The sequence below is a fragment of the Undibacterium sp. GW821-FHT07F11 genome, assembly GCF_059418665.1.
The window spans coordinates 240951-265274 of record NZ_JBWKQH010000003.1 but is presented as its reverse complement, the minus strand read 5'-3'; the positions used below and the strand labels follow the sequence as shown (position 1 = coordinate 265274).

Annotated in this window: 8 protein-coding genes; 6 read left to right on the top strand and 2 right to left on the bottom strand. The window is 53.4% G+C overall.

The window, feature by feature from the left end; all coding sequences use genetic code 11:
- Positions 1 to 11: 11 nt before the first annotated feature.
- Entirely contained in the window at positions 12 to 12740 is a 12729-nt protein-coding gene (locus tag AC07OI_RS08480) for an amino acid adenylation domain-containing protein (RefSeq protein ID WP_495256903.1), read from the bottom strand.
- Between the two features lie 208 nt (positions 12741 to 12948).
- Here AC07OI_RS08480 and AC07OI_RS08475 point away from each other — a divergent pair, with 208 nt between their 5' ends.
- From AC07OI_RS08475 to AC07OI_RS08450, 6 genes are read left to right on the top strand one after another with little or no spacing between them, the layout of a single operon-like run.
- Positions 12949 to 15000: a TonB-dependent receptor gene (locus AC07OI_RS08475; protein ID WP_495256902.1), complete on the top strand. Its 2052-nt coding sequence runs from the start codon at positions 12949 to 12951 to the stop codon at positions 14998 to 15000.
- Positions 14997 to 16301 (top strand): MFS transporter, encoded by a 1305-nt coding sequence (locus AC07OI_RS08470; RefSeq protein WP_492704377.1) that lies wholly within the window; start codon positions 14997 to 14999, stop codon positions 16299 to 16301. Before AC07OI_RS08475 ends, AC07OI_RS08470 begins: the two co-directional genes overlap by 4 nt.
- Positions 16298 to 17956 (top strand): thioesterase domain-containing protein, encoded by a 1659-nt coding sequence (locus AC07OI_RS08465; protein WP_495256901.1) that lies wholly within the window; start codon positions 16298 to 16300, stop codon positions 17954 to 17956. Before AC07OI_RS08470 ends, AC07OI_RS08465 begins: the two co-directional genes overlap by 4 nt.
- On the top strand, positions 17953 to 19146 hold the full coding sequence (locus AC07OI_RS08460) for an FAD-dependent monooxygenase (RefSeq protein WP_495256900.1): 1194 nt from the start codon (positions 17953 to 17955) through the stop codon (positions 19144 to 19146). Before AC07OI_RS08465 ends, AC07OI_RS08460 begins: the two co-directional genes overlap by 4 nt.
- A complete protein-coding gene (locus tag AC07OI_RS08455; protein ID WP_495256899.1) occupies positions 19146 to 21014 on the top strand; it encodes an ABC transporter ATP-binding protein in 1869 nt (622 codons plus the stop codon). Before AC07OI_RS08460 ends, AC07OI_RS08455 begins: the two co-directional genes overlap by 1 nt.
- Entirely contained in the window at positions 21014 to 22771 is a 1758-nt protein-coding gene (locus tag AC07OI_RS08450; RefSeq protein WP_495256898.1) for an ABC transporter ATP-binding protein, read from the top strand. Before AC07OI_RS08455 ends, AC07OI_RS08450 begins: the two co-directional genes overlap by 1 nt.
- A gap of 16 nt (positions 22772 to 22787) precedes the next feature.
- Here the strand turns inward: AC07OI_RS08450 and AC07OI_RS08445 are convergent, their stop codons facing one another.
- Entirely contained in the window at positions 22788 to 23714 is a 927-nt protein-coding gene (locus tag AC07OI_RS08445; protein ID WP_495256897.1) for a helix-turn-helix domain-containing protein, read from the bottom strand.
- Positions 23715 to 24324 lie beyond the last annotated feature (610 nt).

Sequence of the window (24324 nt, the reverse complement as noted above, 5' to 3'; positions counted from 1 at the left end):
ATTTTTAGTCATCAGGCTTTGGATTGCTGGCCACGTTTGCGGCGGCGGTCGTTGTCGAGACGCTGGCGTTTGCGGGCTTGTCCTGCCTCGTCACTGGAAATATCTTCGTTTACCAGTGACTGATCACGGCTGCGCAAATGGGCGGCCAGGGTGGCGATGCTGGTGTGCTGGAATACTTCGGTAATGCTGAGCACCAAACCGGTATCCGCCTGCAATTGCTGGCGCAGTCGTATCAAATCCAGTGAGGTGGCGCCCAATTCAAAGAAATTGGTCTGTGGCGCAAGTTCAGCATGACCAAGCAGCACAGCAAGACGGCTGCTGACCATGCGCAGCAATTTATCGTCGATGACAGGGCTGGCATCTGGCAATGCGGCTGTTGAAATTTCACTCACGGATTTGAGCGTTGAGGCAGGCCAGCGATTCACTGGCATAAGGACTTTGCTTTGCCAGGCATCACTGTCTTGCGCCAGATTCAATAACAAGCCGTGGTATGCCTGGAACATTTCATCCAGCAAGCCTTCAGGGAACAGAGCATCGACAGAGTCCCAGTTGAATACCATGGCCCCATCACGTTCAACTACCTGCTGGTCTATCCATACCTGTGGTGTCTGGCTGATGCCATAGACAAACTCACCCAGCCAGTCAAGTTCTGCAGCGCCATCGCTGGCTACACCCAGACCACTGGTAAACACTACCGGCATGGCAACCTGGTTCAGGCGACGGTTGCGGCGCGCGGCTTCGCGTAATACACGGACTGCCGATACCTGCATGTGTTCCAGATCAGCCCAGATCTGACGCTGCATGGAAAATGCCCGTTCAGCAAAGCTGGCTGTTACACCTGCATCAAAACCCAGTAACACAAGTGAAGTGAAATCACCGACCAGGGCATCGATTTCTTCATGCACAGGCGGGCGGTTGAACAGGGTCAGGTTCAAGGTAAAGCGCGGTATTGCAGACCAGTTGGCAAGCACTTCACCATAAGCTGCCAGCAATACTGCATTGACAGTGACGCCATGTGCTGCCGCCTGTGCGTGCAAGGCTAGTGTATTTTGCGGTGTCAGGCTGGCTTCGCGCCGGGTGAAGTGAGGTGGCGATACATCTTCCGGAGCATAGTGCGTCAGCGGTAGGGCTGGGGCAGGTGCCAGGGTACTCAGCTTGTCATGCCAATAAGCCAGCGAGCGCTGGTAAGATGGCAGCAATTCTATTTGCTGGGTCAGCATGACATAGTCGCGGAAACTTGCCGTCAGTGGCGGCAATTGCAAAGCCGGATCACGGACGAATTGCGACCATTCTGCCAGCAGGGTACGCATGGAGCGACCATCGCACACCAGGTTATCGAGGCTGACAAACAAACGTACACGGCTATCTGTCATCTGCGCGGCACGCACGGTAAACAAAGGCCAGCGTGCTGTGTCGAACACTTCGTGCGACAGTTCCAGTCGCGTGATTTCCAGCCACTCGGATACCTCGGAGGCACTGGCAGCGCGCAAATCATGGCTGGCAAGATGGTAGGCGGGCAAATCCTGCACTACCTGTTGCATGCCGTCAGCATTAATGACTGCACGTAGCATGTCATGGCGTGCCACGACCTGTTGCCAGCCTCGCTCCAGATCAGCAAGGGCAAGGTCTTCAACTTCAATCTCGGCATACAGATGTGTGGAGACGCCACCCAGCTCGAAACTTTCATCACGTCCTATCCAGTAGGCTTGCTGTACATCCGTCAACGGGAAGGGCGCATAGCGTTCCGCTGCATCAGGCAGCAATGGTGGCAGGCTGTCTTCATATGGGGCTGCCTTTGCTACTCTTTCTGCAAATGCAGACAGACTGGATGCATCGAACAGGTCTGACAAAGCGACATGTGCATTCATGCCGTGGCGTACTCTTTCTATCAGACGTACGGCGATCAAGCTATCACCACCGAGATCAAAGAAGTCATCGTCACAATGCAGGTCTTCAACACCCAGCAATTCTTGCCATATCCTGATCAGATCGTTTGCTGGTGGCATCGCATCATTGCCAGCTTGGCGACTAATGCGGCGGGAGCCTCCCATTTCAGGACGTGGCAATTGCTGGCGCATGACTTTGCCAGTAGTAGACAATGGCAAGGCATCCAGTTCAAGAATAGTCTGCGGCACCATGTATGCTGGTAACAAGGTAGTCAGGTGTTCCACCAGGCGACGCGAGGCAAAACGCAACACCGTATCGGTTTGGCGTGCGGTCAGCAAATGCATGCCGCCATTGCTGCCTATACCAGATGCAGCACTGGCTGCAAAGCCTGCCTGCGCTAATTCATCCAGCCACGCATCTGCTGCCAAAAGCGCATTTCCATTTAATTTCCTGCGATCTTCAAACTGGGTATAGCCACCTTCGAGCAAGGCGACGGTCGCCAACTGGAAATCACTGTTACGCGTGATTTCCGGGGCTAATAGCATGCCGCCCGCATTCAACAGGCTACGCAGACGATGCAACAAGGCCGGTATATTGCGACTGCGGTGCAGGGCGTTGAAGGCAATCAGTAAATCGAATTCGTATTCCGGCATTCCCTGTGTTGCTGCTGCCCGTTCATGCTCAAATACCCGGCAATGCATGGCGTGCAAGGGACTGCTGTCTTGTGCGGCAAACGCCTGTTCAGCCTGTTCGACCAGACTGCGCGCAGGATCGGTCAGGGTATAGTCAATCGCGCAATTGCTTAACTGTGCCAGCAAATCACGTGTTGCTGCACCGCTGCGCGCACCAATTTCCAGTATGCGCAAAGGTCGTCCCAGACGCTGCGCAACACTGTGTATGGTGGCGGCCAGCGCAGATGTGCAAAGACTGGACAGCGGATTCATGCGTGTCATTTGTTCTGGTGCCAGAGTGTCATCCGCGCCATAAAACACTTCCAGCGCGCTGGCCTGGCCGCGCAACACTTCCAGCCTTTGAGTCGCGCCTGAACGCAGACGTTGCAAGACCGCGCGTGATAAGCCGAAGTCCAGTGCTGCCGGCGTCAGGCTATTCCAGGCAGATTCGCTGTCATATTGCGTATTAAGATCCAGAGTGTTCAACCAGCGTTGTGCCAGCACTACCAGGTCCGGTGCGGGTGCCAGCATCTGTAGTATTTGTCCATGATCGCCGGAGACGACACCAGCAGCCAGCAAGGTATCGCGCATCATGCATTGACCAATGTGGTCCATCAAAGTCCAGAATTGTTCCAGTCTTTCAGTTTGTTGCGTGTCATATGCCTGAGCAAAAGTTTGACTGCCAGCCTGCTCAACAGCATCCCAGCGCTCGCTGTGCAAGACAGGGTTGCCAGAAAATGCATCATACAGACTGGTATCTGCGACATTTGGCACTACCCACGCTGCAAGTCGTTTGTTACCACGTGCCGGACCGACAGCATCGGCAACTGCCTCACGAACACCAGGATGGCTCAAGAGCGCGCTTTCAATTTCACCCAGCTCTATGCGGTTGCCAGCGATCTTGACCTGGAAGTCACGCCTTCCCAAAAATTCCAGCGTGCCATCACCCCAGTAACGGGCCAGGTCGCCAGTACGGTAGAGGCGTTCGCCATGTACGGGATGAGTGATAAAGCTGGCAGCAGTTTTGGTGGCATCATTTTCATAGGTCACAGCGAGACCTATGCCACCTATGTACAAATCGCCGCTGACATGGTCAGGGCAATCACGCAGCCGTGTATCCAGCACGCGGTAATGCTGGTTGGCAAGTGGATAACCATAGGGAATGGAACGCCATTGTGTTGGCAGTACTTCTGGCACGATAAACCAGTTGGACCAGATCGACGCCTCGGTTGCACCACCCATGGCTACCAGCCTTGCCTGCGGTGCCTGCGTGCGCAGTCGTGCTGGCAAGCCCAGTGCTATCCAGTCGCCGCTCAGGAATACCTGACGCAGGCCAGCCAGTGATGCACCGGCAGCTTCTGCTTCATCAAGCAAGAGTTCAAGCAGGGCTGGTACTGAATTCCAGACTGTGATCCGATGACGCAACAGCAAATCCAGCCAGTGCGCGGGGTCGCGTGTGCCACTTACTGCTGGCAATACCAGTGCAGCACCAGCCGCAAAAATACCGAACAGGTCATATACAGATAAATCGAAATACAGCGAGGACAAGCCCAGTACCCGGTCAGTATGGCCAATATCAAAACGGCGGTTGATATCCAGTACCGTGTTCACCGCACCACGATGATCAATCAATACCCCTTTGGGAATGCCGGTTGAACCTGAGGTGTAAATGACATAAGCATGATCTGTCACTGCCCGTTCAACTTGTGGCAGGCTGGCTGGCCAGATTTGTGTCGCAGCGTGGCTGGCATCCAGCACGGTCACTTCGCGACCGGCACACATTTCCTGCACGATGGGCAGGCAATCAGCCTGTGTCAACACCAGTTTTATATGGCTGCCATCAAGTATTGCTTGCAGACGTGCTGCAGGTACATCGGCATCTACCGGCACGTATACGCAACTGACCGCCAGGATACCAAGACAGGCAGCTACCTGTTCCGGCCCCTTACGCATGACCACAGCAACGCGGTCGCTACGCTTTGCGCCATGCTGTAACAAGGCGTTCGCCAGACGCAAGGACCAGTCTGCCAGTTCTGCATATGACCATTGTTGTTCATGGGCGATCATGGCGACAGCTTGCGGGTTGCGCTGCGCCTGTTCAAAGAACAACTGATCAAGACAACGATCAGACATAGGGGCAGCACTGGCATTGACCTGGGCGCGTATCGCTTGCTGGCTTGGTGGCAGCAATGCTGGCAATGCCTGCTGCCAGGCTTGTGGCTGTGTCGCCAACTTTTCCAGCAAGCCGTGATAGGCATTGAACATGGCATCCAGCGTACCCGGCTGGAACAAGGCATCGACAGCATCCCAGTTATAAATCAGTGCGCCATCGAGCTCACATGCCTGGTGATCCAGCCACACTTGTGGGGTCTGGCTGATGCCGTAGACGACATCGCCGAGTGCACTGTCCGGCGCTGCCCCCTTGGTCGGATCATTCATGCCTAACTGGCTGGTGAAAACGACAGGCATGGCTATCGCATCCTGACGTTCGCGGCCACGGTTCCATTCACGCATGACATCGACGGCGCTGAAAGCACGATGCTGCAAATGTTCAAGCACTGTGCCATTAACGGCCGCGGCACGCTGACCAAATGGCAGTGCGTCGCTGCAATCGAGTGGCAGCAAGGTGACGGCAGTAAAGTCACCCAGCAGGCGCGGCACATCGGCATGCCAGGGTAGGCGGTCAAAAATAGTCAGGTTCAGCGTGAATTGCGGTTCTGCACTCCAGGCTGCCAGCACTTCGGCAAACACCGCGATCAACAATGATGCGGGGGTACAACCTGCCTGGGCCGCCTGGTCGCGCAAGCTTTGCCACAAGGGTGCTGCCAGTTGCTGTTGTCTGCGTGAGAATGTCGGACTGGTTTGGCGCAAGGCTTCAGCCCGCAAAGGCAGTTGTGGGGCCGGTGGCAGGACAGGGATGCGCTCCAGCCAGAATGCCTTGGCAGATTCGCGCTCAGTACGGCGCTGCTTGCTATGGACGTATTTGGCCAGTACATAATCACGGAAACTGATCTGGAATGGCAATAAACCGGCAAGCTGCATATCCGCCTTGGACTGGTATAGCGCAGCCAGTTCTTCCCAGATGATCTGGCCACTGGTAGCATCGTTGATCAGCATGTCTATACCGATGTGCAGCCTGACTGCTCCGCCAGGCAGGCGGCTGGCACGCAGGTCAAACAAGGGCCATTGTGCTGCATCCATCACCTGATGTGACATGGTTTCACGCCATGCCGTGCAATGCGCATCAGCCGTGGTTTGGCCAGCATCAGTCAGGTCAGCCACACGCAAGGCGTAGTCAGGCACTTTCGGTAACACACGTTGCTGGCCATCTTCAGCTATTACCAGACGCAGCGCCCCGTGACGGGCTACCAGTATATTCCAGCAGCGTTCCAGCAAATCCAGGTCCAGGCCCTTGGGTGCATCCGCTTCCAGGTAGGCATGACAAGCTACGCCACCCAGGCCATAGTGGCTGTGACGACCTATCCAATACGCATGCTGGAGCTCAGTCAGCGGGAAGGGGGCGTTGGCATTGGCTGGATCAGCGATGATTTGCTCAGTCTCTTTATGAACATGACTATCCGACAGTTGTTTGCCCACTTGTTCCAGCAGGTAATCAGTCAGGCCTTGCGGAGTGTTGCGCTCAAAAATGGCTTTCAATTCACATTTGACGCCCAGACCAGTTTCACAACGGCGTGAGAAATCCATGACCAGGATGGAATCCATACCCAGCTTCAGTAACTGGATATCTGGTGTCAGTTGTGCAGGTGTGACGCGCAGGGTGCGGGCTAGTTCGGCAATCACGAAGGCATGTACTGCTACCTGGCGTGCCTGTTCATCCAGGGCGTGCAGGGCGCTGGGAGTCTCTGTAGTGGCCGATACGGCAATTGCATTTGCCTGGCTGGCACTCAGGCAACGCTCGAAAGTATTGGCTGGGTTGTACAAGGCGTATAGGGGAACGAATTGCTGCCAATCGACATCGACGGCGACGCAAGTGCCGTTGTCCGTGACGTATTCGCCACCCAGCAGTTTATCCAGCGTGGCAAGATAGCGTGCTGGTGCCAGCCGCCTTATACCCGCTGCCCGCAACAATTGCAGCAGGTCTTCATCTACTTCCGACATACCTGCACCGCCGCCCCAGGGACCCCAGGCAATTGCCAGTGCAGGCAAGCCCTGGTGATGACGCATGCGCGCCAGGGCATCCTGGTAGGCATTCGCTGCGCCATAAGGAATTTGCAAGCGTGAGCCCCAGATGCCGGAAATCGAAGTGAAGCAGACAAAGTAATCCAGTGCGCGACTGCGCGTATGCTCATGCAACAGCCATGCGCCCTGTATCTTGGCGCGGCTGACTAGCTGGTAATCTTCATTCGTGATCGTGGCCAGATCATTGAAACGGCTGGTGCCTGCACAATGGAAGACACCAGCCAAGCTGAGGCCGCTATCCTGCTCCATGTGGGTGATGTGCGTAAACACTCGGGCCATATCATTTGCATCTGCCACGTCGGCATCAATATGAATGATTTGTATGCCCTGAGCTTTTAATAAAGCCAGTCGTGCCTTCCAGCCTGCTGGCGCAGAGCGACGTGCCAGTAACAGCAGATGACGAGCGCCACGGCTTGCCAGCCAGTCAGTGGCATGGCGTCCAAGTGCACCATAGGCTCCGGCCACTAGGTAGATGCCGTCCCGTTTCAACATTGGCGGTGCTGCCATTTCATGAGCTTGTGCACTGACATGCTCAAGCCGCGGACGCAACCACAGTCCCTTGCGCAAGGCGACGGCTTCTTCATTGCCAAACAAGGGGAGCAGGGCTGACAGGGCAGATGCGAACGGCAGCAGGCCAGCATCGCTGTCTGCCATCAGCCAGCGCGGGCCTGGATATTCGAGCGCCAATGCCCTTGCCGCACCCCATAACGATGCCTGCAAAGGATTTCCTGAATCACCTGCAATTGCCTGGCCCGCATTGGTAGGCAGCAGGATGCGTGGTTTCTTTTGCAAGTGTTGCAGCACCTTGACGAATTCAGTCAATTGCCAGCCTTGCTGATCTGCCAGTGTCGCGGGCTCAGCTTGCGCATGCCAGCCATCAAGATAAATGACGATATCGCTGTCTTCCAGTTGAGTTGCTGCCAGCGGCCATTCACCTGCCGTCAGTGAGTAGATATTGGCGCCAGTGGCTTTCAATCCGGCAGCAAACGTGGCTGTATGTGCAAGGTCACCACCCAGCAGGAAATAACGCGCCGCATGTGTGTCATTTTCTGCCAGCGTAAAGTGTTCCCACTGCATGGCGTAGAGATCAACCGGCTTCGCCGCTGCGCGTTCTGGCTGCGGTTGCAGTTGCAAAGGCAGGCGTGGTGCATCATCGTCATAGTCGAGCCAATAGCTTTGGCGTTCAAATGGGTAGCGCGGCAAGCTGCGTGGAGATGGCAGGCTCCCAGCAAATACATGATCCCAATCAAAATCTTGCCCGGCGATATATAGTGCTGCGCAGGCATCGCCTATGGCAACGAGATCATTGCTACCACGGCGTAGGCTTGCCAGGCAATTGACAGCATGTGGCCATTGCTGCACAACCTGGTTACGTTGGGCTACCGCACTCAAAATGGCGTTTGGACCTATTTCCAAAAGAATGTCGCAGATGCTGGCAGCATTTTGCAAGGCCTGGTCAAAGCGTACTGGCTGGCGCGCGTGATTTTTCCAATAGACAGCATCGGGTGCCTGGATCAGCAATTCACCTGTCAGACTGGAGCAGACTGCAATGCGGGGGGCTTGCATCGTTTGTGCTGCACACTCGATTTCCCATGCAGCCAGCATGGGATCAAGCAAGGGAGAGTGGAAGGCATGGGATACCTGCAAAGCCCGTGCATGCAATTGTTGTTCAGTCAAAAGGGCTTGTACGGCTTCCATGGCGGCTGCAGAGCCAGAAAACACCACATCCTGCGGGCCATTGAAGGCTGCAATGGCAATCTCGCTTGCATGGCCAGCATGCAATTGGGCCAATACGGCAATTGCCTGTTCCGGCGTTGCACGAGCCGCCAGCATGGCGCCACCAGCCGGTAGTGCCTGCATCAATGCGCCACGTTTGACGATCAGGCGCGCAGCCTGTTCTAGTGTCAGCGAGCCAGCAATGACCATCGCTGCGAATTCACCTATGGAGTGACCAAGCACGATACTTGGCTGCACACCAAAAGCCTGCCACATTTTTGCCAGCGCATAGCCAAGTGCAAATAGAGCTGGCTGGGCAAATGCGGTTTGTTGCAAGCGTTCATTTTGTGCATCGTCATGCATCAGGGTGATGACAGACATGCCCAGGTCAGCAGCGAGCGCAGCATCAACGGCATCCAGCGCCTGCCGGAAATCACGCTGCTGTGCATACAGCTCACGTGCCATGCCACTATATTGTGAACCCTGTCCGGTAAACAAAAAGCCTATGCGTGGATTACGCATTGCTTCTGTCGCTGTATATCCGGGTGCTGCCAGTTGCTGCAAACCGCTAGCCAGTTCTTCACGGCTGGATGCGAGTACGGCGGCGCGCATGCTGTGGTGCTCACGCTGGCGTGCCATGCCGCGTGCCAGGGCAGGCAAGTCATCGCAGCCTGCTAAATTTTCTGCATGGCTGGATGCCAGCATGCGCAGTGATTCTGCTGAGCGTGCAGACAGCAGGAAAAGCTGGGATGCAGTGATTTTTTCTGATGGCTTGGCGCTAGCTACCACAGGTGCCTGCTCCAGCAAGACATGGGCTATGGTTCCAGCAAAGCCGTATGAGGTCACACCCGCGCGACGCAGAGCCTGACGCACGGGCCAGTTGATGGTTTGACCTGGCACCCGCGCAGGAATGATATCCAGATCGATCAACGGATTAACATTTTGCAATTCAACAGCAGGCGGCAACTTGCCATGTTCGATGGCGAGTATGGTCTTGACCAGACCGGCAGCTCCGGCGGCAGCTTCCAGATGACCGATATTGGTCTTGACTGAACCCAGCCATAAAGGATCACCCAGGTCGCGACCACGAAAAACATCAGCGACAGATTGATACTCAATCGGGTCGCCAAGGCGGGTGCCGGTGCCATGCAATTCGATATAGTCGATATCAGCGGGTGTCAGCCCCGCTTTTTTGAGCGCCAGGCTCAGCAGGCGTTGCTGGGCAGCGCCATTCGGTGCTGACAGGCTGCTACCTGCACCATCCTGGCGTACCGTCGTGTCGCGGATGACGGCACGTATGGCATCACCATCGGCCAAAGCATCGGACAAACGTTTCAGCACCAGCACCACACATCCTTCGCCACGTACATAACCGTCAGCGCGTGCATCCAGTGTCTTGCAACGACCATCAAGAGCCAGCATGCCGGCCTTGTGCAATACCAGATCAACTTCCGGCAATAACTGCAATTTGACCCCGGCAGCCAGTGACAAGCCAGATTCACGCGCACGCAGGCTTTGTACCGCCAGATGCAAGGCACTATGCGAAGCCGAGCATGCCGTATCCACTGCCATGGATGGCCCTTCCCAGCCAAAGCTGAAAGACAGGCGACCACAGGCGGCAGCAAATGAAGTGCCAGTACCCCAGTAGGCATCAAAATGTGAAGGTTCACCACTGATGAAGGGCAGGTGGCCATAATCGCCCGTACCTATGCCCACAAATACGCCGGTGTCGCTACCACGCAAGGTAGTAGGGCGCTGGCCTGCATCTTCCAGCGCATGCCATGCCACTTCCAGCAACAGTCGTTGCTGGGGATCTGTATTCATCGCTTCACGCGGTGACATGCCGAAAAAGGCAGCGTCAAACTGATCAACATGGTTCAGGTAAGCACCAAAACCGGGTATATCTTCACGGGTACGGAAACGTTCTGATGGCGCAGGGCGTATGGCGCAACCGCCTTGCTCCAGCATGGCCCAGAATGCTTCATCATTATTGGCATCTTGCCCATCCTGACCTGGCAAGCGGAATGCCATGCCGATGACGGCGATGGCTTCTTTGTCTGTGGAAGCGGGAACTGCTTTTCCTGTATCGCGGTCCGGAGTGGTCGAAACTGGCAACGAATTATCGGCAGCGAGTGGCAAGCGTGCCTGGGTCACCAAGACAGTTTGTAAGTGCACTGCAAGTTCAGTCAGACTGGAATGGTCGAATATCACGTTGTCCGGCAAGCCCATTCCCAGAGATTTGGCTACGCTTGTGGCCAGGCGTGCTGCCGACATGGAGTCCAGCCCATAATTAAACAGGCTGGCTTCGGGATGTATTGCTCTTGTTGTGACAGTACCCAGTATGGTGGCAGCTTCGTTTGCCAGCCAGTTGCGTAAATGTTGGTGGCGTTGTGCCAGTGACAGTGGGCGCAATGTATCCAGTAAAGCAGTATCCGCGGATACTTCCACGATTTGTTGTGTGTCCAGTACATGCCGGTGTAAGACAGGTAAGCTGCCATCAAGATAGGCCTGACGCACCGCGGCACGTCGCACCTTGCCACTGGTAGTACGCGGTAAAGTGCCTTTACGTATCAGTACGATGGCATGACTGCTCAGCTGATGCTCTTCGGCCACTGATGTGCGTATGGTCTTGACTATATGCTGGTAATCGACATCAGCCTGCTTAAGGACTTCCTGTACGATGACCAGATGCTCTGTTTGTTCATCATTCTGAGTGATCGAGAATGCAGCGCCACTTTCCGGCACTGCAGCCTCATGACTGCGGCCACTGGTGACTTCTATATCATTCGGGTAATGGCATTGTCCGCGGAACAGTAGCATGTCCTTCAGCCTGCCCGTGACAAACAAGTGTCCCTCATGCATGAAACCCATATCGCCAGTACGCAGATAGGGCTTGCAGTCTTCTTCATTGATATTGATGCTGACTATGCAGGCACCAAAGATATCGCGGTTCAGTTCTGGCTTGTTCCAGTAACCGCCTGCAACGGCAGGGCCATTGATCCAGATTTCACCAACCTGGTCTTCAGCCAGGGCTGCATAGGTTTCAGGATTAACGATGCGTACATCCTGTCCACCAAAATCATTGCCATTGCTGGTGTAGCGGCGCATGCCTGTATCTGTGTTTTCATCAAGGGCTGGGCTAACGACAATATGCCCACGCTCCAGTTTCGTCTTGTCTACGTCAATGAAATAGGGATCATGGTCATCAACATGGGCGGTCACCAATAAAGTCGCTTCAGCCAGACCATAGGCTGGCTTGATTGCTGTGCGGCGCAAGCCATATGCAGCAAACGTGGCATGGAAACTCTCTATCTGAGCGGGCAATACCGGTTCGGCCGCTGGCATCAGGCAAGTAACAGAGGTAAGGTCGATCTTGGACAGTCTTTGCGCGGCTGTTTTGACTTCATCAGCGCACAGACGCAAGGCAAATGATGGACAGGGCAGGGCGGTTGCAAACTCGCGCGTTGCCACTTCCAGCCAGCGCAATGGGTCTGCAGCAAAAGCCATCGGTGCCATATAGACGGCGCGGCCACCATAAGCCAGCGGCAATAAGATGCCCATGATCAAGCCCAGATCATGGAATAACGGCAACCAACTGGCAATGACAGTGTCCGTGGCAGGGCGTGTGTCGACTGCAGTCAGCCGTCCAAGAAATTCGAGATTGTGCAACAAGGGACCATGGCGATTGATAACCCCTTTGGGCTGACCAGTTGATCCTGATGTGTATTGCAGGAAGGCCAGTGCAGCACCGTCCAGCGTTGGTCGTTGCCATATTTGTGGATCGCCTTCCTGCATTTGTTCCAGTTGCAGTAAATGCAGCTTATGTTCATCGGCAAATATTTGCAGATCGCTGCCACTGGCTTCTGCAACCTGCTTGTTACTGATAAGCAGGGTAGGACGACAGTCGCGCGTGATGTCGCCCAGTTTTGGCAGTACACGCTTTACTCTTGCTGCACCTGGCAAATTGACTGGTACGCCCGTTATGCCTGCATAAAAGCAAGCCAGCAGAGCCACGACATAATCTATTCCCGAAGGGAACAGAATCAGTGCACTCTCACCCGGCGTCGCATGTTTTTGCAAACTGGCGGCATAGCACTGCACGCGTTTCGATAGAGCGGCATAAGTCAGCCGTACATCATCACTGCCATCTCCACGCTGGCCGATAAAACACAGGGCTTCGGTGTCAGGTTGATGCTTTGCATGATGTTCTATCCAGTCAATCAGGGTGGCGTGCTGGCGCAAGGAAATGGTGGGTTTGGGGAGCATCTCTTACCTCGATATCAGTTGGCATTGGCGGAAACCTGCTTGTCTCGCTGGGGACTTATCGGTTTTCCGTATTAGCATATGAATATCTTATAAATGAGAATGATTATCAATTAAAAGTACTGATTACGATATTTTTGACACCGATCGCGGTAGTGCTCCAGGGAATTGACGTGGATACTGCCCCCACTGATAAAAGGGGAGTGAAATAATGAAGTTGAGTTATTTGCGAAGCGTTTTACTGGCTGGTGGAGCGCTAGGCGCAAGTGGTGTCATGACTGGAGTCGCGGCACAGCAGCGTGAAGACTATGTATTGCCAGAACTGGTGGTGACTTCCACCAAACTTGATGCCACCGGCCTGACGCCTGATGTGGCAAGCTCTGTGGCGACAGCAGCGCGCTTGAATGCTGCAGGTGTGATGCGTACCGATGAACTGGGAAAGATATTCCCCGAATTGACAGTCATGCCGCGCAGTACGCGCGTATATTCCTTGTTCAGCATGCGCGGTGCACCCGCGATCGATTTTTATAACCCTGCTGTGACGGTGTATGTTGATGGCATACCGCAGGATATGACCTATTTTGCGCAACCGCTGACTGGGGTTGCACAAATCGAATTATTGAAAGGGCCACAAGGCAGTTTGTATGGTCGGTCTGCTCAGGGTGGCGTTATCAATATCGTTACCAACAAACCAAATAAGACCAGCAAGGCGCAATTGACTCTGGATGTCAGCAACATGACGCGTCGTCTTGATGCAATGGCAGGCGGTGCATTGGTTAAGGACAGTTTGTATGGCGATATCAATGTCCATGCTGACGAATATCCAGGTCGCTTACGCGCGAATGGCGCAGATGATCTGGGTTCAAGCCGCGAAGCATTGGGGCGTGCACGATTGCGCTGGGCGCCAACGGGCGGCAACCTGGACGCCATGCTGACTGTCAGCCGTGATCGCTATAGTGCGCATGACGAATACTTTCAATCTTTCCCATTGAAAGATCGTCGCGCCATAGCCAGCACGCCATTTGATTTTACTGAACCAGTGTTGACCCGCACGGTCAGTCAGGTCGGGCTTGGTGTTGATTACTTCGTCAATGACTGGAAGCTGACATCCAGCAGTTCATATCAAGACAGAAAATTTGACAGGGTAATCACCACCGGGAATGCCGACCCGGAAAAACAGAAGACCTATTATCAGGAATTGCGCCTGGCAACCAGTGGCGGCAAGCGTGTAGTAGATGGTCTGTTTGGTCTGTATTATGAAAAACAGGACTTTGAACGTCTTCGTAGTGTCGCAGTACCAACGGTACCTGCCTTCCTGTTCCCTGGACCCAGCAAAAGTGCATCAACCATTACATCCACTGCGATTTTTGGTGAGGCAGTCTGGCATATTGACGAGCGTCTGGATTTGACGGGCGGCCTGCGCTATAGCGTAGACAAAGCGGATATTGATTTTAAACGCACAGGTCCGGCGGCCCTGTCTTTTGTTGCTGACAAGCGTTTCAGCCATGTCAGCCCCAAACTGGCAGTGGGTTATCAATTAAATCCAGAGTGGCGTTTGTATGGCTTGGTCAGCGAGGGTTACAAGGCAGGTGGCTATAACCGCGTTGCAGAAAATACGGCTGGTGGTATTCCGTATGAGGCAGAAACCATACGTAACCTGGAAGCTGGTTTCAAAGCTGATCTGATGGGTCATCGCTTGCAGCTGGATGGCACTATCTACCATAGTAAAACGCGGGGCTTGCAGGCACCTGTGCAATCAGGCCCATTTCAGATGTTGGCTAATGTTGGTGATGCCAAGGTGAATGGCCTGGAAATTAATGCTGCCTTTGCTGCTACACCAGACTTCAGCCTGCGCGGTGGTGCAAGCTGGACGCGCAGCGCTATAGAAAATTTTCATGCGCCGGCAGGCAATCTGGATCTGAACGGTAAACGCGTTCCCTATGTTGCGCCGTTAAGCCTGCGGGCTGGTACTGAACTGCGCTTCCAGTTGGCAGGTGCTGGTTTGCTGCGCTGGAGTACTGACCTTACTTATTCCGGTGATTTGTGGTTCGACACTGCCAATACATTACATCAGCCAACGTATACCCTGCTGGACACCTCAGTCCAGTGGGAAATCAACAAGCGTCTTAGCCTGACTGCGTATGTTGACAATGTCAGTGACCGTGTCGTGCCTAACTACGCATTCTCATTCGGACCACTGGGTGATTTCGGCCAATATAATCGTGGACGCACAGTCGGCTTACGCCTGCAAGCGCAATTATGATGAAAAAAATTGGTACACCATTAGCTGCTGGCAGCCTGCTTACGGTATTGGGTGGGTTGTATGCCACACAGGGCTTACTGAGTGGGTTGGTACATGAAGGCTTGCCCGTACTTTTGCGTGCACGTGGTATAGGGCTGGACAAAATAGGTTTGCTGTCACTGCTGTTCTTGCCGAGTGCCCTGAAATTTTTATGGGCATCCCGGATAGATCGCCTGACTGAGGGTCAGCCTGAACAAAGCCTGCGCTGGGCAGGTAATTTTCAGCTATTCCTGCTGCTTGGTGTGCTGATTTTGACTTTACTTCCGCTGGAATCAACGCTGTCAGCCATCATTTTTTTGCTGCTGATACTGATGGTGGCATCGGTGACGCAAGACATCGTCACCGATGGCATGGCGGTGCAGGCTTTACCCTTGGCGCAACGCAGTTTGGGTAACAGCATGCAGATAGGCGGCAGCTACCTGGGCTACATACTGGGTGGCGGTTTGCTGGTGACAGCGGTTGGCTATCTCGGATGGGAAACCGGCATACGTGCCCTGGCAGCATTGGTCGCTGTGTGTGGCTTACCTGCTTTATGGATGCGCAGACGGCGCATGGTGGCAATAGTGCCTGTCATTGCAACAACGCCCAGTCTCAAGGCAGCCTGGTGCAGGCCGTCCATACGCTGGGGTATGGCAACCATCATTAGTTGCCAGGCGTCGATGCGCTGGTTCAGCACCATCATGCTGACTTATCTGGTGGATCGTGGATTTGCCGTGGTTGAAGTTGGTATCCTGTCTGGTGCTGGCGTTGCCATTGCCGGGGTCGTCGGTGCCTTGTTGGGCGGCATATTGCTGAAGCCTTACTCGCGTGTAAGCATGCTGAAAGCCAGCCTGATTGCGTATCTGGTACTCCAACTCACTTATCTGCTATTGGAAAGCCAGGGGTGGCACGCCAAAGTTTTACTGGCGACTGTGTTTTTGCTATTTTGCACAACGATGTCACTCGGTTTCGTGGTCTTGTATACCATCATGATGGACTGGGCATCACCAGCACAGGCTGGCACTGACTATTCATTATTGCAATGCACCGACGCTTTTTGCGCCCTGGTATTTGGTCTGAGTGCTGGCTGGGTGACATCCAGACTTGGATATGGTGTCACTTTCATGATCACCAGTGGTCTGGCATTTGCAGGTTGCTTGCTGGCACCGCGTCTGTATGCCAAAGCCGTTGCGGGTGCTGTGACAGAAACTGTAACTGACGTCGTTGCGGACCAGTCAGATACAGCCAAACCATCTGTCATGCTGGCCGAGGCCAGTTCATGAGGGCTGCAAAATTGCAAGTACAGGAAGCTGCGATGCTGACACGCCTGGTGTATGCGCGTCTGAATGAGCTGATAAACACCCTGGATGGCGGACATCGTTTTGAATTCATGAATCGCGGTTATGCCGCTCCTGAAAGTAATCAAAGCGTACATGATACGCAAGAGCATCTGCTGTGGGAAATCATTGGAGATACTCCCTTGGAAGCTCGCCATATCCTTGACGCTGGTTGTGGGCGTGGTGGATCATTGGCAGCGATTGCGAACAGGCACAAGCCTGCCGGACTGACTGGCATAGACCTGTCACCGGAACAGATTGACGCTTGCCGTCGCAGCTTCGGTAGACTGAAAATACGCTGGCAAGTGGCTGATGCGATTAGCCTGCCACTCGCGAATGCCAGCCAGGATGTGATACTGGCGATAGAACTGCTCCAGGAATTGCAGGCAACATCTGCTTTTGTAAGTAGTGCGGCACAAGCTTTGCGTGCTGGTGGCTGCCTATTGGTTGCTGATCTGCTTGACGACACTGCCTGGACAATACTGGTCAGCCGTATTCAGGACTGTGGTTTCACTCTCGATTCCAGTCGTGACCTGAGTGCAGGCGTACTGGCTGCGGCCACATGCAGGCAAACCAAGTACCAGGAAAATGCTGTCGCTGTCAATGTGAGCAGTAGTGAAGAAAATTTCCTGAGAACGGTACTCAGCGATGAACTTGCTGCGCAACAAGCCGCATTGGCGACCACAAATTTGCGGTATCAGGCCATGCGCTTTATACGTGACAACAGGCTCGTCGATAACAATGCGCCAGACTGGCATTTGCCATTATCGACATTAGCAGGCAGGTCAACGGAAGTGCCGGTTTTTACGACACCTGAAGCTGTTGACGAAGTATTTCCATACAGTGCACCAGCCAAGGATTCGCGTTTGCCGGTATTTGCCTTTCCATTCGCCGGCGGTGGTGCTTCAGTATTTCGAGGCTGGCATCAAACATTATCCAGTGAAATGCAATTCTGCCCGGTGCAACTACCTGGTCGCGAAGGCTTTATGATGGACGCACCTTTGCAGACCATGGAGCAGTGGGTTGCATGGACCATGACACAGATCCGGCCACAACTGGATGCCCTCGGCCATGAGCAGCCGTTTGCACTGTTCGGCCATTGCCTTGGTGGCTTGCTGGCATATGAACTGGCGCTGGCACTGACAGCATCAGGCAGGCCGCCGGCAGCGTTGTGGCTGACTGCGACCAATCCCCCCCATCTGCCACTCCCATCCATGTTGATGAACCTATTGCAAACCATCCCTTTCGATAGTGCCGATCTGGCTATGGTGCTCAGAGTGCTGGGCGGCACTCCGCCGGACGTGCTGGCAGCACCGGCCATGATGCGCGCAGTGCAAAAGACCATGCAGGCGGACTTTGCCGTCGGTGCGCGTTACCAGCGTTTTGACCAGTGCCGCTTGCCATGCCCGATATATACCCTGGCAGGCAAGCGCGACAAACTGGTGACGCCAGCCCATATGCGCGGCTGGCAGGCTTATAGTGCGATACCAACAGCTGGAAAAACCGTGGATGCCGAGCATTTTTTTCTGCGTGAATCCCGTCTGGAAGTGCAAGCCATGTTGCGTGATCGCGCAGTTGCAATTAGTGAAGGTGTCGCATGAATGGCAAACGCATATTGGTGTCCGGTGCTGGCATAGGCGGCTTGTGCGCTGCATGGTGGTTGAGTCGCAGTGGATATGAAGTCACTATTATTGAACAGACTGCGACCCTGCGCGATGAAGGTTATATGCTCAGTGTGTCCGGTGCGGGGCGGTGTGTCATTGAAGAAATGGGCTTGTTACCGTGCTTGCATCAGATTGCCTTGCCAATCAACCGCAATTTATATCTGGATGCACGTGGGCGTACCATCATGCAACTCAATCACGGCAAGCTGCTGACACAACTTAACCATCAAATGGTATTGCGTAGCGATCTTGCAGATATCCTGCACCAGAGTCTGAGCGATGCAGTTACATTACAGTTTGGCACCAGGATTTCATCATTGCAGCAAGATGCATACGGTGTCGACGTGCAGTTGAATCATGGCGGCACCCAACGCTTTGACTATGTAATTGGTGCCGACGGCTTTCGCTCTGCCACCCGGCGTCTCGCATTTGGGCCAGATGCCGACTTTTGCCAGCATCTGGGCATGCAGGCTGCTGCTTACTGGATGGATAGTGATACGCAGCTGGAAGAAGACATGGTTGCCATCGCCGAGCCACGCCGCATGAGTATGTATTACCAGCTTGACACAAAAGGTGTCACCGCATTACATATCTGGAAATCGGATCAGAACGCCGCACCTGCGCAAGATGCACGCAAGGACTATCTGCTCAAACAGTTTGTCGGCAGCCATCCGCGCGTGATTGATTCGATTGCAGATTTGTCGGCCAGCAGCTCAGTTTACATGGACGCCCTGATGCAGGTACACCTGCCTGACTGGAGTCGCGGCAGAGTGGTACTTCTGGGCGATGCGGCCCATTGCCTGACTCTGGCAAACGGGCAAGGGGCCAGTATGGCACTGGCTGGTGCCTGCTGTCTGGCGCAGGAAATGGCGGCAGATTCCACCCCGGCAGCACTATTGCGTTATCAACAGCGTATGCGCCCTGGCATAGAGGCACTTCAACAGCGTGGACGTAAAGCCGCCAAGCTATATTTGCCAGATGGTGTCTGGTCTTTCCGCTTGCGTAATTGGATCATGAGCGCCATGCCCAAGGCCATGCTGCTTAATTATTTTATCAAAAGTGCGCAAGAAGAACTTCATATCACCGAGCATATTCAAGTACAGCAGGCGAGTAGGCGGGCTGCATAATGACAGATCAAACAACTGGTGCAGCAGATGCTTCAAATACATCACTCACGTCAAATCCGACAGCCTCACCAAAAACGCCAACTCGTCAACGTGGGATGGGTGCACTGCTGGCACTGGCTGGCGAACGCAAATCCAGCCTGGTCTGGGCCACTTTCCTGAGTGCGTTGAGCAGTGTGCTGTCACTGGTACCATTGCTGGTGATCTATCTGGTGCTATTGCAATTGGCCCATCCTGAGCAAAAAAACACGCTCACAGGCCTCTGGCCCATCATAGGCTGGGGTGCTTTGGCAATGGGCTTGCGCTGGCTATTGCAGATCAGCGGTGGGGTACTGGCGCACCTGGCAGCGTTTAATATCCTGTTCGATCTGCGGCTGGCAGTGGCCGATAAACTCAGGCGCGTGCCCATGGGCTGGATTACGGCACGCAGTGCAGAATCCACCAACAAAGTATTGCGTGACGACATAGACCGGCTAGAACTGTTCATTGCCCATCATCTGAACGACAGCGCCGCTGGACTTGCATTGCCACTGGCCAGCGCCATTATCCTGTTTTACCTGGACTGGCGTATGGCTACGGTCACTCTGATTACTGTGCCCTTAGCCATAATGGTTCAACTGCTGCTATGGAAAAAAGTACCGGAAGTCATGCGTGAACATAATGAAGTCAATGCCAGTCTGGCCAGCCAGGTCGTACAGTATGTACAAGGCATTGCAGTCATCAAGACTTATCATCATGGTGCAGCAAGCACGGTCAGCGCAATACGTTTACCCCAAGTAGTTACCGCTTATTTCGATGTTATCGTGCGCATGGTGAAGCTGACGGTACCGGCCTGGTCTGCTTTTACCGTGGTCATTGGTGCCAACATGCTTTGTATATTGCCGTTTGGCGGTTACTGGTATTTGCAGGGGAGCCTGCCGCTGGAATTGTTTATCCTGTGCCTGTTAATGGGACTGGGTATTACGCGGCCATTGTTTCAATTGGCATTTTTTGGCAGCCTGATGCGACTGATACAGGATGGTTATGGACGCGTACAGGATTTGATGGAGGCACCTGAGCTACCAGACACTGCTAGCGCGCTGATACCAGCTGATAATAGCGTTGAATTTGATGGTGCAGGCTTTGCTTATGGTGAGGTGAGTGTTTTACATGACATCAGTTTCAAAATTGCTGCGGGCAGTTTGACAGCCATTGTTGGCCCTAGTGGCGCTGGTAAATCGACGCTGGCACAATTGCTGGTGCGCTTTTGGGATGTGCAGCAAGGCGCTGTCAAGATTGGCGGTATGGATGTCCGTGAGCTACCTCTGGCAAACATGCATGCCCAGGTCGCTTATGTGATGCAGGACGTCTTCCTGTTTCATGACACAGTGCTGGAAAATATCCGCCTTGGTCGGCAGGACATCAGTGAAGAACAGGTGATTGCAGCAGCAACTGCGGCCCAGGCACACGATTTCATCAGCCGTTTGCCGCAAGGCTATCAAACTGTCCTGGGTGAGCGTAGTGCGCACCTGTCCGGAGGGGAAAAACAGCGTCTGTCAATCGCCAGAGCATTGGTCAAGGACGCACCGGTTATTGTTCTGGATGAAGCTACGGCATTTTCGGACCCCATCAACGAAGCGCAGTTACTGCAAGCCCTGGGCGTGCTGACTCGCGACAAAACTGTCATGGTCATCGCCCATCGCTTATCAAACATAGTAGATGCTGACCAGATTGTCGTATTGGATGCTGGCCGTGTCATAGCCTGTGCTAAACACGCAGAATTGTTGGAAGACTGCGCTTTATATCGTCATCTGTGGCAATTGCAAAGCGATAGCGCCACCTGGAAAATAAAAAGTGCCTCAGCCGATGAACACGTCAAGGGAGTTGCCTGATGCAAATGATATTTGGATTAATGCGCCTGGTGCGTAACGACGCAGCGATGAATAATACAGGCCGGTTCCGCCGTAGCATAGCGTGGCGGATTGCTGAATCACTATTTGCCACCATTCCCTATGTCGTACTGTTTGCAGCATTGAATGCCATGTTTGAAGGCTCTTTTGATATGAGTCTTTTAATTCGTCTCACGCTTATCCTGTCAGTCAGTCTTCTGTTGCAATTGCTGTGCAGTGTTGCCGCCAATGTGGATGGCTTTGTCGGTGGCACAGGCATGATGTGTGATTTACGCCTGCAAATTGCCGAGCATTTACGTCGTCTGCCACTGGGGTTCTATGGACGTCGCCAGACCGGGGAACTGACTTCAGTCATGACAGAAAACCTGTTGCATGTAGAAGAAGCCTTTACCCATCTTGCAGGTGAATTATGTGGCAGGCTGGCCACTGCAGGCTTGACAGTGGCATTGCTGCTTTACATAGACTGGCAACTGGGCTTGCTTGCCGTGACCAGCGTGGCAGCCGGATTGGTATTATTTCGTCTTATCAAGGAAAACGCCAGCAAGATCAGTCGCGCCAAAGTAAACCAGAAAGCCTCAACCAATAGCCGACTGCTGGAATTTGTGCAAGGTATCAAGGTCATACGTGCTTTTGGCCTGTCGACACGCGGTTATGACAAGGTATTGATTGCCTTGCAAAACCTGCGTGCTTTGTCCATACGGGTAGAAATCATTGCCGGGATTGCTGCCATCGGCTTTTCTGTCTTGCTGGAAATTGGTTTTTTACTTGTACTCGCACGCGCCTTCCAGTTGAATATCAGTGGTTATCTGGTGCATGCTACGTTAGTCATGTTTCTGGTTATGAGCCATCGCTTCTACACCATGATGAACGAATCAGCGCTTTTGATGGCACAACTGGCCTTTTATGGAAAAAGCTTTGAAAGAATCGCCGCATTGCTAGGTGAAAAATCTCTCCCCGAACCCGCCCTGGCCTTGGTGCCAGACAGGCATGACGTCGAATTTTGCAATGTCAGTTACAGTGCTGAAGCCGGTGCACAAACGCTGAAAAATATCTCATTTAGCGCACAACCTGGCACTGTGACTGCGCTGGTAGGGCCAAGTGGGGCAGGCAAAACTACTATAGTACATTTGCTGGCGCGTTTTCATGATGTCGCAAGCGGCAAAATACTCATAGGTGGGATCGACATACGTAACCTGCATCAGGACGATCTGCTTGACCTGTTCGCCATCGTCCTGCAGGAAAGCTATCTGTTCAACGACACCATAGAAAGCAATTTGCGGATCGCCAGACCGAATGCGAGCCGTGATGAACTGGTTGCCGCCGCACGTGCAGCCTGCTGTCACGACTTCATCGAAGCCTTGCCGCAGGGTTACATGACCGTGATAGGTGAGGGGGGCGGTACCTTGTCTGGTGGTGAGCGTCAACGTTTATCTATTGCTCGTGCCATTTTGAAGGATGCGCCCATCATCTTGCTTGATGAAGCGACTGCATCCATAGACGCAGGCAATGAGCATGCAATCCGGCAAGCCATGACGGCACTGGTGCGCGACAAGACAGTGTTAATGATCGCCCATCGCTTGCATACCATCGCCGATGCTGATCAGATACTCGTGCTCGACCATGGCACGCTGGTCGAACAAGGCAATCACATGGATCTGATACAGCATGGAGGCTTGTACGCACATTTCTGGCAACAACAGGAAAAAAGCCGCCATTGGCGTTTTCGCCAGGCGGCCTGAGAAACAAAAAATGGCGTCAGGCTGAAGTTTTTAGCTGGGTAAATTCACGCGGTGACATGCCAAAATGACGTCGAAACAATTTGGAAAAGTGGCTGGGATTGGCATAACCGGTTTGCATCACCACTTCGGTGATGCTGAGTTCTGTGCAGCTAAGCAAATGTGCCGCAGCCTGCATGCGTTTTTCTTGTAAATAGGCATGTACTGAATTACCGAACAAAGCCTTGAAACCTTCTTTCAGCTTGCGTTCATTCAGGTTGGAGGCATGCGCGAGTTCTGCCAGTGACCAGTTATGATCCAGCCGGGCCAGCAGGCATTCGCGCGCGCGGTCCAGTTTTTTATGATCCCGTTTTTGTATAGCCGGTTTGTCCAAGCTTTGTGGTGTTTCCATTAGAGAGAACAAAGCATCGATCATCAAGGACAGCAATTCGAGTGCCTTGCTATGCAAGAAAAGTTGCTGGACTCCCTCAGGTGTACGCTGACGGAAAATCTGCTCTGCAATGGCGCGAATCGCAGCAGAAGCAGGGAACTGATACAGAAAACTCTCGGCCCCACCCGGGCGCAGCTTTGAATTTGCTGCCAGACGCTCCAGCATAGGTTGTATCTGCATCCCCTGTATCTGCTCCAGCGTCTGTGCGGTGAAGTGAATTTCGATGGCACGCAAGCGCTGATGTGCAGGCAGATTTGTTTCGGAACAACTGCTGGCAGGTGACGCGAATAACAGTGCCTGATCCGGGGCAAAATTAATTCTTGAACGGTCAGCGAGTATGGACTCTCCGCTACCTTCCAAAAATACACACAAGGCCAGACAGGGCGGTGACTCCGATTTCACACTACGATATTGCTGTGGCGTATAGTCGATATGGGAGATTCTGATACCCGGGCCAGTGCAAATTTGATGGCGGGTATCTTCAAACTGATTAGGCATTGATCTCAGGCTGCTCATAAGCGCTCATTACAAAATACGATTAACAAATGAGCCTGCATGGCATTGCAAGCAAAATTGCATGTCAGGCAAACAACGTAGTTAGTGTAAATGAGAATCAATCTTATTTCCAGCTATTTTGAAAATATTCAGTCCGGATCAGCATATTGCTTATTACCACATCATCCTATTGCGCTAGTGTATTGGGTTGCGCTGAGAATTGCCCCACTTTGCGGGATCATGTGCATTTATTGTGACCCACGTTTGGCACACAATCCTGCTTGTCTTGATGAGTAAGAGACGACAGCGACAGCCCTGGCATTACCAGATATTATTCGACGCAGGCACATGCGTGACCAGATTCCATTACGCGAGATCGCCAGATGGCTGGGATCTCTCGCAACATTGTCAGGCGCTTTCTGCGCTCTTAAATCACAGAGCCGGCCTATGCAGAGCCACAAACGATCAGAGCCATCGACAAATATGCATTACAACTTTCAAGCTGGCTCAAAATCGAAGCAGGTAAAAATAACAAGCAACGACGCAGCTTAAAAAAACTTCACATGAATCTGAAAGAACTGGGATGTGAGAGGGCGTATGACAGGGTTTTATGAAATCAATTTTAGTATTT

Bases quoted from the DNA above. Each gene is read 5' to 3' on its own strand.
- AC07OI_RS08455 (WP_495256899.1), top strand. From the start codon at position 19,146: ATGACAGATCAAACAACTGGTGCAGCAGATGCTTCAAATACATCACTC.
- AC07OI_RS08450 (WP_495256898.1), top strand. From the start codon at position 21,014: ATGCAAATGATATTTGGATTAATGCGCCTGGTGCGTAACGACGCAGCG.
- AC07OI_RS08445 (WP_495256897.1), bottom strand. From the start codon at position 23,714: ATGAGCAGCCTGAGATCAATGCCTAATCAGTTTGAAGATACCCGCCAT.
- AC07OI_RS08480 (WP_495256903.1), bottom strand. From the start codon at position 12,740: ATGCTCCCCAAACCCACCATTTCCTTGCGCCAGCACGCCACCCTGATT.
- AC07OI_RS08475 (WP_495256902.1), top strand. From the start codon at position 12,949: ATGAAGTTGAGTTATTTGCGAAGCGTTTTACTGGCTGGTGGAGCGCTA.
- AC07OI_RS08460 (WP_495256900.1), top strand. From the start codon at position 17,953: ATGAATGGCAAACGCATATTGGTGTCCGGTGCTGGCATAGGCGGCTTG.
- AC07OI_RS08470 (WP_492704377.1), top strand. From the start codon at position 14,997: ATGATGAAAAAAATTGGTACACCATTAGCTGCTGGCAGCCTGCTTACG.
- AC07OI_RS08465 (WP_495256901.1), top strand. From the start codon at position 16,298: ATGAGGGCTGCAAAATTGCAAGTACAGGAAGCTGCGATGCTGACACGC.